The sequence below is a fragment of the Acidaminobacter sp. genome (assembly GCF_030247605.1).
Classification (GTDB): domain Bacteria; phylum Bacillota; class Clostridia; order Peptostreptococcales; family Acidaminobacteraceae; genus Acidaminobacter.
Genome location: NZ_JAOTSB010000038.1, coordinates 15,688 through 28,732, shown reverse-complemented (window position 1 = coordinate 28,732; position 13,045 = coordinate 15,688). Strand labels below are relative to the sequence as shown.

General features: G+C 51.6%; 14 protein-coding genes. All 14 read left to right on the top strand.

Translation table 11 applies throughout. The features are described 5' to 3' along the window. Positions 1–167 precede the first annotated feature (167 nt). On the top strand, positions 168–1,838 hold the full coding sequence (locus OEL90_RS13600) for a formate--tetrahydrofolate ligase (RefSeq protein ID WP_300689404.1): 1,671 nt from the start codon (positions 168–170) through the stop codon (positions 1,836–1,838). A 40-nt stretch (positions 1,839–1,878) separates the two neighbouring features. After that, a complete protein-coding gene (locus tag OEL90_RS13595; RefSeq protein WP_291402732.1) occupies positions 1,879–3,417 on the top strand; it encodes a dihydroorotase in 1,539 nt (512 codons plus the stop codon). A 115-nt stretch (positions 3,418–3,532) separates the two neighbouring features. After that, on the top strand, positions 3,533–4,144 hold the full coding sequence (locus tag OEL90_RS13590; RefSeq protein WP_291402730.1) for a cysteine hydrolase family protein: 612 nt from the start codon (positions 3,533–3,535) through the stop codon (positions 4,142–4,144). A gap of 6 nt (positions 4,145–4,150) precedes the next feature. Further along, positions 4,151–4,708: a UbiX family flavin prenyltransferase gene (locus OEL90_RS13585; RefSeq protein WP_291402728.1), complete on the top strand. Its 558-nt coding sequence runs from the start codon at positions 4,151–4,153 to the stop codon at positions 4,706–4,708. Positions 4,709–4,728: 20 nt separating this feature from the next. Beyond that, the gene (locus tag OEL90_RS13580; protein ID WP_291402726.1) at positions 4,729–6,087 is read left to right on the top strand and encodes a UbiD family decarboxylase; all 1,359 of its coding nucleotides are present in this window, start codon (positions 4,729–4,731) and stop codon (positions 6,085–6,087) included. A 21-nt stretch (positions 6,088–6,108) separates the two neighbouring features. Then, on the top strand, positions 6,109–6,375 hold the full coding sequence (locus OEL90_RS13575) for a BMC domain-containing protein (RefSeq protein WP_300689399.1): 267 nt from the start codon (positions 6,109–6,111) through the stop codon (positions 6,373–6,375). A gap of 14 nt (positions 6,376–6,389) precedes the next feature. Further along, positions 6,390–6,734 carry a hypothetical protein gene (locus tag OEL90_RS13570; protein ID WP_291402723.1) on the top strand — a complete coding sequence of 115 codons (345 nt, stop codon included), beginning with the start codon at positions 6,390–6,392 and terminating at the stop codon, positions 6,732–6,734. Positions 6,735–6,761: 27 nt separating this feature from the next. Then, entirely contained in the window at positions 6,762–7,187 is a 426-nt protein-coding gene (locus OEL90_RS13565) for a BMC domain-containing protein (RefSeq protein ID WP_330583744.1), read from the top strand. A 36-nt stretch (positions 7,188–7,223) separates the two neighbouring features. Continuing rightward, entirely contained in the window at positions 7,224–7,499 is a 276-nt protein-coding gene (locus OEL90_RS13560) for a BMC domain-containing protein (RefSeq protein ID WP_291402721.1), read from the top strand. 47 nt (positions 7,500–7,546) lie between these two features. After that, positions 7,547–8,437 carry a flavoprotein gene (locus OEL90_RS13555; RefSeq protein WP_291402719.1) on the top strand — a complete coding sequence of 297 codons (891 nt, stop codon included), beginning with the start codon at positions 7,547–7,549 and terminating at the stop codon, positions 8,435–8,437. A 27-nt stretch (positions 8,438–8,464) separates the two neighbouring features. After that, on the top strand, positions 8,465–8,755 hold the full coding sequence (locus OEL90_RS13550; RefSeq protein WP_291402717.1) for a EutN/CcmL family microcompartment protein: 291 nt from the start codon (positions 8,465–8,467) through the stop codon (positions 8,753–8,755). An 18-nt stretch (positions 8,756–8,773) separates the two neighbouring features. After that, positions 8,774–10,585, top strand: coding sequence for an adenine deaminase (ade, locus tag OEL90_RS13545; protein WP_291402715.1), 1,812 nt, complete (start codon positions 8,774–8,776; stop codon positions 10,583–10,585). 200 nt (positions 10,586–10,785) lie between these two features. Continuing rightward, positions 10,786–12,093 (top strand): NCS2 family permease, encoded by a 1,308-nt coding sequence (locus tag OEL90_RS13540; protein WP_291402714.1) that lies wholly within the window; start codon positions 10,786–10,788, stop codon positions 12,091–12,093. Between the two features lie 76 nt (positions 12,094–12,169). Continuing rightward, positions 12,170–13,036 (top strand): FAD binding domain-containing protein, encoded by an 867-nt coding sequence (locus OEL90_RS13535; RefSeq protein WP_291402711.1) that lies wholly within the window; start codon positions 12,170–12,172, stop codon positions 13,034–13,036. Positions 13,037–13,045: the final 9 nt, after the last annotated feature.

Genomic DNA, 13,045 nt, shown 5'->3' with positions numbered 1-13,045 from the left:
TCCTATGATATATTGATAAAAACAAACAGAGTATAAGACAACCTTAGTGAATTTGTCTCACAGCATAGCAATTTGTTTTGGTTTTACGCAGTGACAGGTCAAGGATTTTAGGTCAGGTATTTACTTGGAACTCAATCTTAAAACATTTTAAGGAGGCCATCTGCAACATGAAAACAGACGTTCAAATTGCACAGGAAGCACAAATGATTCACATCAAGGAAGTTGCCGCCAAAGTCGGACTTTCCGAGAACGACCTCGAACTCTACGGCAACTACAAAGCGAAGATCCACCTGGATGTCATGGACCGTTTGGCTGACAAGCCGGACGGCAAACTGATCCTGGTCACTGCAATCAACCCGACTGCAGCAGGCGAAGGCAAAACGACAACCAACGTTGGTCTCAGCATGGGTCTTAACAAAATTGGCAAGAAGACGTTTACAGCACTCCGCGAGCCATCCCTTGGTCCGTGCTTCGGCGTTAAAGGCGGCGCAGCTGGCGGCGGTTACGCTCAAGTCGTTCCTATGGAAGATATCAACCTTCACTTTACAGGTGACATTCACGCGGTGACCACAGCGAACAACCTGCTGGCGGCACTGATTGACAACCATCTCCACCAGGGCAACGCGCTGAACATTGATGAGAAGCGCATCCTCTGGAGACGCGCTATCGACATGAACGACCGCGCGCTGAGAAATACAATTGTAGGCCTTGGCAACACAGGTGACGGCGTGGTCCGCCAGGACGGCTTCGACATCGCGGTTGCTTCAGAGATCATGGCAATCCTCTGCCTCTCAACGAGCATGAAGGACCTCAAAGAAAGACTCGCCAAAATGATCGTGGCATACTCCAAAGACAACAAGCCTGTCACAGCGGCTCAGCTTGAAGCGACGGGTTCCATGGCGCTCCTCTTGAAAGACGCCCTCATGCCAAACCTGGTCCAAACTCTTGAGAACACACCTGCGCTGATCCACGGCGGACCGTTCGCGAACATCGCACACGGCTGCAACTCTGTTGTGGCAACGAAGATGGCCCTCAAGCTCGGTGATTATGTGGTCACGGAAGCAGGCTTCGGCGCTGACCTTGGCGCAGAGAAGTTCTTCAACATCAAATGCCGTCAGGCGGGTCTAAAGCCTGCAGCAGCAGTCATTGTTGCAACGGTGCGCGCCCTTAAGAACCACGGCGGCGTCAAGAAAGCAGACCTGAACGTTGAGAACCTTGAGGCGCTGGCAAAGGGCTTCGCGAACCTCGAGAAGCAAATCGAGAACGTACAGAAGCACGGCGTCCCTGCAATCGTTGCAATCAATGCGTTCCCGCTGGATACACCTGCAGAGCTGAAATTCGTCGAAGATCGCTGCAATGAGCTCGGCGTCAATGTCGTTCTGTCCGAAGTTTGGGCAAAAGGCGGAGACGGCGGCGTAGAGCTTGCGAAGAAAGTCGTCGAAGTGGCAGAGAGCGGCAAAGCGGCATACGCACCACTGTATGACCTTGAGCTGACTGCAGTTCAAAAGATCGAAAAGATCGCCAAGGAAATCTACGGGGCAGACGGTGTTGAGTTTACATCGAAAGCGCTTAAGGATATTAAGAAGTTTGAAGAAGACGGCGTAGGCCACCTCCCAATCTGTATGGCTAAAACCCAGTACTCTCTGACAGATGACCCTACGAAGCTTGGAAGACCAAGCGGATTCAAAATCACGGTGCGTGAAGTTAAGGCGTCTGTTGGCGCAGGCTTCCTGGTAGCCCTTGCCGGGGAGATCATGAGAATGCCTGGTCTGCCTAAGGTACCATCCGCGAACCACATCGACATCCTCGAAAGCGGAGAAATTGTAGGTCTGTTCTAATAACACTGTCCAACCATTTAAAAGGAGGCGTCAAATTAATATGAAGTATGATTTGATTGTAAAAAACGCGCTTGTTCCAGCAATGAATGGAAACGACACTCTGATGACCAATATTTTGGTCAAAAATGAAAAAATTGCAGGATTCCTTGAGTCTGTGGAAGGTCTTGAAGCTGAGCGCTACGTGGATGCCGGCGGCAAGCTGGTACTTCCGGGCTGTATCGACTCCCATACCCACTACATGGACCCGGGCTTCACACACCGTGAAACCTTCCTGACCGGCACCAGCCAGGCAGCAGCAGGCGGTCTTACAACGATCATCGATATGCCATGCTGCTCGTTCCCAAGATCCGTTCTCGACGTGGACTCCATGAACGAAAAGCTCGACGCTATCAAACCTCAGGCTGTAGTTGACTTTGGCCTCTGGGGCGGCGCAACAGGCGACATGGTTCGCGACGGCAAGCTGGCAGACGTCCAGGCTCAGGCAGATGCAGGCGTTCTGGCGTTTAAAGTCTACATGACGCCATCTGTACCGACCTTCAACCGCGTTACGGACCCGGAAATGCATGAAGTCTTCAAAGCTGTTGAAAAAACCGGTGTCGCAGTTGGCGTTCACGCAGAAAACTTTGCTATGTGTGACTACTACGTCAGAAAATATCAAGCTGAAGGCCGCCTCGACGGACCGGCTTGGTCAGAAGCAAGACTTGAGCTCGCTGAAAAAGCGGCGATCCAGCTCGGCATTGCATTCTCAGAAGAAACAGGCGCGCGCTACCACGTCGTCCACATGTCCACAGGCATTGGCGCAAGACTGATTGGCGAAGCCAAGAAACGCGGCCTCAAAGTCACTTCAGAGGTTTGCCCGCACTATCTCGTACTCAATGCGCCTGAAGCTATGTCCGAATACGGCGCTTACGCGAAGATCGCGCCGCCGCTCAGAACAACTCAAGACAACATTGAGCTTTGGGAAGGCCTTGCAAACGGCAGCGTCGACTTCGTCGCTACAGACCATGCCCCATACAAGATTCTGGCGAACAAAGACAATGATGATGCTGCAGTTGAAAAAGACGCGCCTGGCATGAACATCTGGACTGCGTTCCCAGGGATCTCAGGCTCTGAGACTATGGTCAACATCATAGTCAGCGAAGGCTATAACAAAGGCAGACTTACCCTCGAGAGAATGGTTGAAGTTCTAAGCAAGAGCGCTGCGATCCACTACGGCCTCTTCCCTAAGAAGGGCTCCATGAACATTGGCTCTGATGCTGACCTGACTATTATTGACCTTGAAAAAGAGTGGACTATTGACAAAGATGTTTCCTTCATGAAGAACAAGTACACACCGCTTCACGGCTTGAAACTCAAAGGCAAAGTCGCTCATACCATTCTTCGCGGCACTTCCATCTACCATGAAGAGCCAAATGAAGTTCAGGGCAAGATTCTCGTTGAGCCAGGCTTCGGTCAATTCGTCAAGCGCCAGAGCATTCAAGTGCTTCCTAACAAGATTCAGTTTGATAATTACAAAGCTATTGGCGCGGACTTCTTCAACAACTATCACAGACGCAACCTCAACAACGTGATCGACTAATTTCACAAAGCACACAATGGTCTGATAAGTTATCTGGAAAGGCGGCACCAATTTTGGTTCGCCTCTCCAGACAACTCACATAATCTAAACCACAGAAGAAAAGGAGATTGACAAAATGCCTAGACATGGTATCGTCGTTATCGACATGCTCAACGATTTCATTGGTGAAACTGCTGCACTTCGCTGCCCGGGTGGGGACGACATTATTGCGCCGCTTCAGAAACTGTTTGCTTGGGTACGTGAGCGCAATGCCCGCGGACTTGACGACATCCAGCTCATCCACATCCAGGAAGCACACAGAAAAAATGACGCTGACTTCCGTGTCAGACCTGTCCACGCTATTGCCGGCACATGGGGTTCAGACTTCATTCCTGAGCTTTATCCGGAAGGCGAAGAGTACAGGATTCCGAAGCGCAGACACTCCGCGTTCCAGCACACTGACCTCGACCTTTATCTGAAGGAAGAGAGCCTTGATACAGTTGTTGTCACTGGCGTTTGGACGAACGTCTGTGTCCGTTCCACGGCTGCTGACGCTCTGGCGAACGCATACAAAGTCATCACCCTCAGCGACTGCGTTGCTTCAAAAACTGAAGAAATGCACCAGCATGGTCTGGTCGACCTTTCCATCTTTACAAAAGTTATGTCTCTTGATGAGTACATTGCAGCTTGGGAAAAAGGCGAAGATCCATGGCTCGGCGGCGGCGACGCTGAGAACAAAGTCGAGTAACCTATTTTGACTAAAAAGCTCGTCATTGGCATTACAGGAGGCAGCTGCATGATTTATGCAGTTGCCCTCCTTAAAGCTTTGGAGCAAATGGGCGTTGAAACCCATGTCGTCGTCTCTAAAATGGGTGCCTATAACCTGAAGCACGAATGTGACTTCAGTCTGGAGGAAGTGAAATCCCTCGCGACCTATTATTATCAGAATGACGATTTGGCGGCCGCCATCGCCAGCGGTTCGTTCAAAACTGACGGGATGATCATTGTGCCTTGCTCCATGAACACTTTGGCTGCTGTGGCAAACGGCATCAGCAGCAACTTGATTCACAGAGCTGCAGACGTTACTATTAAAGAAGGGCGAAAACTGGTGCTCGTCGCACGGGAGACGCCGCTCAGCGCTGTTCATCTCGAAAATATGCTTAAGCTTGCCAGACTTGGCGTGACCATTATGCCGGCAGCCCCGGGCTTCTACCATTTGCCCGAGACATTGGCCGACATTGTGGACATCATGGTCGGAAGGATCCTGGATCAGCTTGGGATCGATTCGAAGCTGTATGAGCGCTGGCATTAAACCTATCCCCTCACAAGGAGGTGCTGCATTTGGAAAAACAAATGCTCAGAGCGTGCCTCGGCAACCTTCGGGATCGTTACGGACTCCTGGAGTGCAATGTTGAGGCGGACCCGAAATTTGAAATTGGCGGGATTCTCGAAAAACTGGGCAATACGACGCCGGTACTTTTCAATCGTGTTAAAGGCCACAAAATGCCAATAATTGGCGGCATGTTTGGCGACCGGGAAATGTTTTATGATTTCACGGGGACAACACGAGAGGAGCGACTTTTCAAATACATGAACGCAGTCAACCGGACTATACCTCCAAGACTGCTTTCCGACGGTCCGGTCAAAGAAAATATAATAACGAGAAATATTGACCTTGGCAAGATCTTCCCGCTTCCGACGTTTCACGAGCTAGACTCATCCAGTTTTATAACCGCTGGTGTTATGGTTGTTCGTGACCCGGATGATGGCAAGATCTATACGTCTATCAGGCGTTTTCAGTTTAACGGCGGCAATAATATAAGTGCTTTGGTGACGTCGCCCTTTTTAAGTGATAAAATAAAGCAAGCGCGTGCGCAGAAGAAGAACCTGGAAGTTGCGGTCGTCCTTGGCTATGACTACTATTTCTGCCTGGCGTCACAGCTCGGCAGTGATCTTTACGGCGTTGACAAGTATGACTATGACGGCGGACTCAGAGGGGAACCCCTGGAAGTCGTTAAATGCCAGACTGTGGATCTCGAAGTGCCGGCTTATGCTGAAATCGTCATTGAAGGGGTTATTCCTTACAATGAGGAAGTCACGGAGGGGCCGTTCGGTGAACTTATGGGTTACTACGGCGCTGTCGCCAAGCACCCGGTCATCCGCGTCAGCGCGGTCATGCACCGAAATCAGCCAATTTTCCAGATTTCCGCGCCGTGTAAAGAGGAGCACCTGAGCAACGGTCTGATCCGCGACATGGAGGTTTATGCCCACGTCTCAAGGATTGTCAAGGTCAAGGATGTCAACGTGACTATTGGCGCAGGCTGCAGATTTCACGCCGTGGTGTCCATCAGCAAAAAAAGTCCGGGTGACGGGAAAGCGGCAGCGATCGCGGCACTGGGCAGCAGTAAGGATATCAAGCACGTGGTCATCGTGGATGATGACATTGACGTCTTTGATCCGGGAGATGTGGAAGGCGCTTTAGCTGCAAGGGTTCAGGCGTCCAAGGACGTTTTCATAATCCCGGGCGCAAATGGAACAGGCCTCGATCCTTCCCACCTGCTTGAGATGACGTCTGACAAAGTCGGTATCGATGCGACGAAACCACTGGGCGAGGCGGGCAAAGGCTTTGAGAAAGCCCGCATCCCTGGATACGACGCTATCGATCTGAAGAAATTTTTCCCCAATCTATAAGCGTTGGAGGAGGCATAACATATGAAGAAAGCACTCGGATTTTTTGAAGTCCGGAGCCTGGTCGCCGCCATCTACGCTGCGGATGTCATGGTCAAAGCAGCCAACGTCGTAGTCAAAGACTTTAATATTGTCGGCTCGGGCGTCGTCGCGGTGATCATCGAAGGTGATGTCGCAGCTGTCAAAGCAGCTGTCGAAGCCGCCCGAGAAGAAGCAGGCAGGAAAGGGCAAGTGATTGGCATCAACGTAATACCGCGGCCTGAAGAAGGCATGGACATGCTCTTCAACTGATGTGAGGTGTTGAAATGGCAAATATTTTGACGAAACAAATCATGGACCATATAGTTCAAAAGTGTGCCAAAGACCTTGCGGAATCTTCTCCTGGCGTTAAGTCGCCCGTGAAGGCCTCAAGCGGCTCACATCTGACAGAACGCCATGCGGCTATGCTGTCTGAGCTTTTGAACAAAAAAGGACAGGCGGCCGATGGTGGCGGTGACAAAAACGGCAGACGCACGGACCTCGAGAGCCTAACGTCTCAATCCCGGGTCTCTGCGCCATCGAAAACAGTCGAACCGGCAAGCGCAAAGAACGCAAACGTCGTCCATGGTCGGGCAGTGTCGCTTGACGAGCTGCTTGGTCGTCTCAAGTAACCGAATACGTCCCATGGAGGTGTTAATGTGAGATCCGGAGGAGCACTTGGCTTAATTGAATCTGTAGGTCTGACGCCTGCGGCGGCGGCACTTGACGCGGCGCTTAAGGCAGCGGATGTTCAGTGCGTCGGTGTAGAGAAAGTCATTGGCGTCGACAAGATCATCAGCGTGACAGTCAGTATCGCAGGCGAAGTCGCTGCGGTGCAGGCGGCGGTGGACGCAGGGGTCATGGCTGCCAGCGCAGTTGGCAAAGTCATATCATCCCACGTCATTCCACGTCCGCATTCTGATGTGGATAAACTTATTGAAATGTTCAGAAAAAACAAAACGGAAACGTCTCAAGAGGGAGCTCAGCCGGAACCATCGGCAGAAACTGAAGTGTCTGAGGACGAAAATGCCCAGGACGCTTCAGCTGAAGCATCAACCCCGGAATTGAGCGCCCGTCGCGCTTAGGCAATTTAAAAACACACATTTGAGGAGGAAAAAAACATGAGTCAGGCATTGGGATTAATCGAAACTAAAGGTCTCGTAGGCGCAATTGAAGCAGCAGACGCCATGGTTAAAGCAGCAAATGTCACGATCGTTGGTTATGAAAAGATCGGTTTTGGTCTCGTTACAGTTATGGTCAGAGGTGACGTCGGCGCTGTTAAGGCTGCTACGGACGCCGGTGCTGACGCTGCTGCCCGCGTTGGCGAACTGTTCTCCGTCCACGTTATTCCTAGACCGCACTCTGAAGTTGAGCGCGTCATTCTCGGAAACGCATAGAACAGGGACAGCGGCTGACAGATCAGCCCTGATAGGGAGGTATCACATTGTCCAATAAAGAGCTTATGAAAAAAGTCTTTCAGGACATGGCGCTCCCGGTGTTTGAAGGTTCGACCGTTAAACCGATCGATCTCGAAGCTTCGGATCTGAAGGACAGAAAAATTACTGTCCTGCTCTTAGGCAGCGATATTTCAATGGACAGCGCCTTTAACAGCCTGGTCAAATTGAGAGAAAGCGGTTACCTGCTCACGGTGGTCATGTCAAAAGCGGCAGAGCACCTTGTAGGCAGGGCGCGCGTTGAAGAAACGCTGCAGCCGTATCGTCTGATCACCGGAGATAGTTACGAAGGTGTGCAGGGCCTGGTGCGAGGGACAGATGTGGTCATAGTCCCGAACCTGACGCAGAATACCTTGGCAAAAGTTGCAGTAGGCATTCAGGACGATTTTCCTTCCATGCTGCTGTGGCAGTTCTTGCTGCAAAACGTTCGGGTTATAGCCAACACAGATTCGATTCGGCATGCCTGGTTCTCCATAGATGGCAATCCAAAGATGAAGAAGGTCATGGAAAGCCATATCAAAACCCTTGCTGACTATGGCGCTGCCATGATTGAACACCACGATTACGACACTGTTCTGATGCGGGATCCGCTGGGATCCATGAGAAACAGCAGAGCTGGCGCGGAGAGGACCAGAACGGGGACACAGCGCGAAAATGCTGTACGGACCGCAGCTGCCCAAACAGCGCCATCTTCGACGGCCAGACCCGCTGCGTCAGGGCAACCAGCTTTGAACGGTCAGACGCGCGTGGTCACAGAATCCTGGCTCAGAGCGCTTCCTGCCTCAAGCCGGCAAATCGTGCTTGAAAAGGGTATGATTATCACACCTCTCGCGAAGGATCTGGCAAAGTCAATGGGTGTTGAGATCGTAGACAAAAGGTAGTACGCCAAGCGTTAGGGGAGATTACAGGTGAGAACAGCCATTGTCATAGGTACCATAGTCGCAACGCGAAAAGAGGAAGGCCTTGTCGGGAGCAAGCTTCTTCTGACTCAGCCTGTCAACATTGACAAAGAACCGGTCGGTGAGCCGTTTATTGCTGTGGATACAGTAGGCGCAGGTATCGGGGAGTTTGTCATGTATTCCACAGGCACAGCTTCAAGAAATGCCGCCAACAAACCAAAATCCTCCATAGATGCCGCTATCGTTGGAATTATAGACGGTGTGGACATCCGGACGGATTTGTTCGACCATAAAAAATAAGGTGGTGACACAGCCGACATGATGGATCCAAAGCTGATCAAACAAGCAATGGAGTACCGCCAGATGATCGATGCCCTGATGGGTGATTTCGAATTCGCTGACGTCGTCCTTCTGAACGGTAATATTGTCAACGTCATCACGAGAGAAATTTATAAATCCGACCTTGCCATCAAGGGAAAATACATTCTCGGCGTCTGTGACTCAGACAAGCTGATCGGACCCAAGACACTCGTGATAGACGTATCCGGCCGTTATCTCGCGCCGGGATTTATTGATTCACATATGCACTTTGAGAGCTCCATGCTGACCATTTCGGAGTTTTCAAGGCTTTCAATTCCTTCCGGAACAACGACTCTGGTCGCTGACCCCCACGAGATTGGAAACGCCCTTGGCGGCGTCGGCATGAAAGCCATGGCGGACGAAGCCGGCGTTGTTCCGAACCACGTCAGCCTGGTCGTGCCATCATTGGTACCGGATTGTCCGTCGCTGGAAACAGCGGGCGTGGATATCACATCCAAGGACATGGCGGACCTGCTGAACTATCCAAACATCATTGGCATAGGCGAGCTGCAGGGCTTCAGCAACGCGAAGCACGTCTACAACAACACGCCTGAGATCATTACAGATCTCGTCGCCTCTACAACTTACGCGAGAAGCATTGGCAAAGTGGTAGACGGCAACGCGCCTGATCTGTTTGGCCGTGAGCTGGCAGCGCATATTATCGCCGCCGGCGGTACGTGCTCCTGCCACGAAACGACGACTAAGGCTGAATCTGTTGAAAAGCTTCGCCAGGGCGTCTACGTCTTCATGCGTGAAGGTTCTACCCAAAAGAACATGGCAGAATGTATCCGTGCCATCACAGAAGAAAAAATGGATTCGAGAAGAGCCGTGCTCGCGACGGATGATATGGTCGCAGAGGATCTTGAAAAGCTCGGCCATATGAATGAAATCGTCAAGCGAACTATTGCTCAGGGCGTGAATCCGGTGGAAGCCATCCAGATGGTCACCATCAATCCGGCGACATACTTCAAGCTTGAAGACCGGGGCGCGCTGCTTCCCGGCAAGCTGGCGGATATCGCGGTCATCAGCGACCTTCAGAACATGGTTGTCGACGCGGTGTTTATCGATGGCAAATTGGTTGCGGCCAATGGTCAAATGCTGATCGACATTCCAAAATACACTTATCCGGAGAGCGTAAAGAACTCCGTCAAGTTCAAGACTCTGTCGGCTGCAGACCTTGAAATCAAGGCGGAAGGCTCAAAGGCAACCGTTAACGTTATAGGGCTCATTCCTGACCAGAACTTGTCAGATGCCCTGGAAGCAGAGCTTCCAGTGAAAAATGGCGTCGTTCAGGCGGATATGAAGCAGGACGTCGTGCCGCTCATCTGTGTTGAGCGCTACGGGCGCAACGGAAACATTGGCAAAGGCTTCGTGAAGGGCTTCGGCATCGAAAACGGCGCCATGGCGGAATCCATTGCCCACGATACGCACAACCTCCTCGTCATGGGGACCAACTACAACGACATGGCAATCGCAGCGAACAGAGTCAAGGAAATTGGCGGCGGCATCGCGCTGGTCAGTAATGGCCGCGTGATCGATGAGCTCAGACTCCCGGTTGGCGGTCTGATCACAGACGAGCTGACAGGGCATGAGGTCAGTGTCAAAATCCGCGAACTCGAAGACAACGCGAGAACGAAACTGGGCTGCAAAGTTCACGCGCCGTTCATGCACCTTTCCTTCCTTGGACTGTCTACCAGCCCGAAATGGAAGATCACAGACATGGGCATCGTCGACGTTGAGAATTTTGAAATCCTAAGTGCAGTGAAATAAATTATTAGCCAGGCGGTGAATTCTGAAGGAATTCACCGCGGGCTTTCCTTTATCAACAGTGAAGCACACGATACAAATTCATACAGCAAGGCCGCAATTCTGCTTTTTATGGTTCTTCATTTTTCACATCATACAATTCCGGAGGTAAGGAGGGTAGGCAAAGAGGACTCTTTTTTACAAATCATGGGGGGTAACGAAAAATGACCAATAATACAGGATTTTTCGAGAAGTTTTTTAAACTCTCGGAGCACGGCACCAACGCAAGAACTGAAGTTTTAGCTGGCTTCACCACATTCATGACCATGGCTTACATCCTGATCGTCAACCCGTTGATTCTGGCTGACGCAGGCATGGACTTCGGCGCTGTCTTCACGGCGACCGCGCTTTCTTCCATGGTCGCGACGCTGATCATGGCGTTCTACGCAAATCTGCCGTTCGTACTCGCGCCGGGCATGGGCCTCAACGCCTTCTTCGCCTACACCGTTGTTTTGACGATGGGCTACTCCTGGCAGTTCGCACTCACCGCAGTATTCATCGAAGGTATCATCTTCCTGATTCTAACATTCTTCAACGTACGTGAAGCCATCATTGACAGTATTCCACAGAACATCAAGAAAGCCGTATCGGTCGGTATTGGTCTCTTCATTGCCTTTATTGGACTTTACAACTCTGGCATTGTCGTTCAAGGTCAGGGCGTTCCTCTGATGCTGGGTGATTTTGTCGGCAATGCCAATGCTCAGGTTGCTCTGGCTGGTCTGGTCATCACTGGCGTCCTGCTGGCGCTCAGAGTCAAAGGCGCTATTCTCTTAGGTATTATTATTTCTACCGTACTCGCAATTCCTCTTGGAGTCGCGCAGCTTCCTGAATCCGTTTTCAGCACGCCGCCTCCAATGGCCCTCTTCGCGTTCGAGTTCGACAAGATCTTGACTGCGGATATGTGGATCGTTCTCGGTACGTTCCTGTTTGTTGACATGTTCGACACCATCGGCACACTGATTGGCGTCTCAACTAAAGCCAACATGCTGGATGAAAACGGCAGACTTCCTGGCGTAAAAAGAGCGCTCTTCGCGGATGCTGTCGGTACTACATTTGGCGCTATGGTAGGTACTTCTACTGTCACGACTTATGTTGAATCTGCTTCCGGCGTTGCTGAAGGCGGAAGAACCGGTATGACGGCACTCGTCTCTGCAGGTCTCTTCTTTGTCGCTTTATTTGTATCGCCGCTCTTCATCATGATTCCGGGCGCTGCAACTGCACCAGCCCTGATCATTGTTGGTCTCTTCATGATGTCGCCTATCAAGGAAATCGATCTTGAGGACTTCACTGAAGCGATTCCTGCGTTCCTGACCATCATCATGATGCCGCTCGCTTACTCTATCGCAGAAGGTATTGTCTTCGGTATCGTTTCCTATGCGCTCATCAAAACGCTCACAGGCAAAACCAAAGATGTTCCTATTGTGACCTATATACTCGCTGTGCTGTTTATCCTAAAGGAAATCTTCGCATAGAGCGTGTATCCGGAAAATGCCCCCGCGCGCTGCTAGGGGGCATTTTCTTTTCTAAAAGAAAGAGGTGTCATAGCGAATGAAAGTGGAAAAAGTCATCAAGGCCTATTCTCTGAAGGAAGCGCTGGAAGCGCTGAGGGCTAATGAGGGCAGGGCAGAGCTGATTGCCGGCGGCACAGATCTGCTGGTCAAGATCAGGGAGAAGCACAACAAGAAGCCGGTCATCATCGATATTTCGGACGTGCCGGAGTGCCGTGGCATCCGCTTTGAAGCGGACTACATTGCTATTGGAGCCTGCGCCAAGTACAGTGAATTAGTGGCCTCTGACCAAGTCAGAACGCAGATGCCGGGCCTTTGGGAAGCGTCGAGATCTGTGGGTGCGCCTCAGATTCGAAATCTGGGAACCGTAGGCGGCAATATTGCCAACGCTTCGCCGGCTGCTGACGCGGTACCGCCGCTGCTGGCCATGGAAGCAGTTCTGGAAATTGTATCACCTGAGGGCTGCAGAACGGTGGCACTTAAGGACTTCTTCAAAGGCAAAGGTCAGGCGGACCTCAGCGCGTCGGAAATCATCACCCAGATCGTCATACCGCGCCCGGGGGCAACGCAGATCAATGTGCAATTTGAAAAACTGGGACTGCGCAATGCGCTGGCGATTTCGAGACTCAGTGCTGCCGCAGCGCTTGAACTGGGTGAAGGCTGTGTCATTGATAAAGCGTGTGTCGCGTCCGGATCCATAGGTCTGACGGGCATGCGGGAACCTGAACTGGAAGCCTTCCTGGAAGGCAGGACGCTGGATGAAGCCACTATTGAGGCTGCCTGCGACCTGTTCTCCGAAGTCGTGGCCAAACGACTTAACGGAAGGGGCACTATGCCGTTTAAACGTGAGGCAGTGCGTGGCGTCTTTGGCGCCGCGCTGAGAAAAGCGCTTCGCGCGTCTGTATAAGCAACAGGG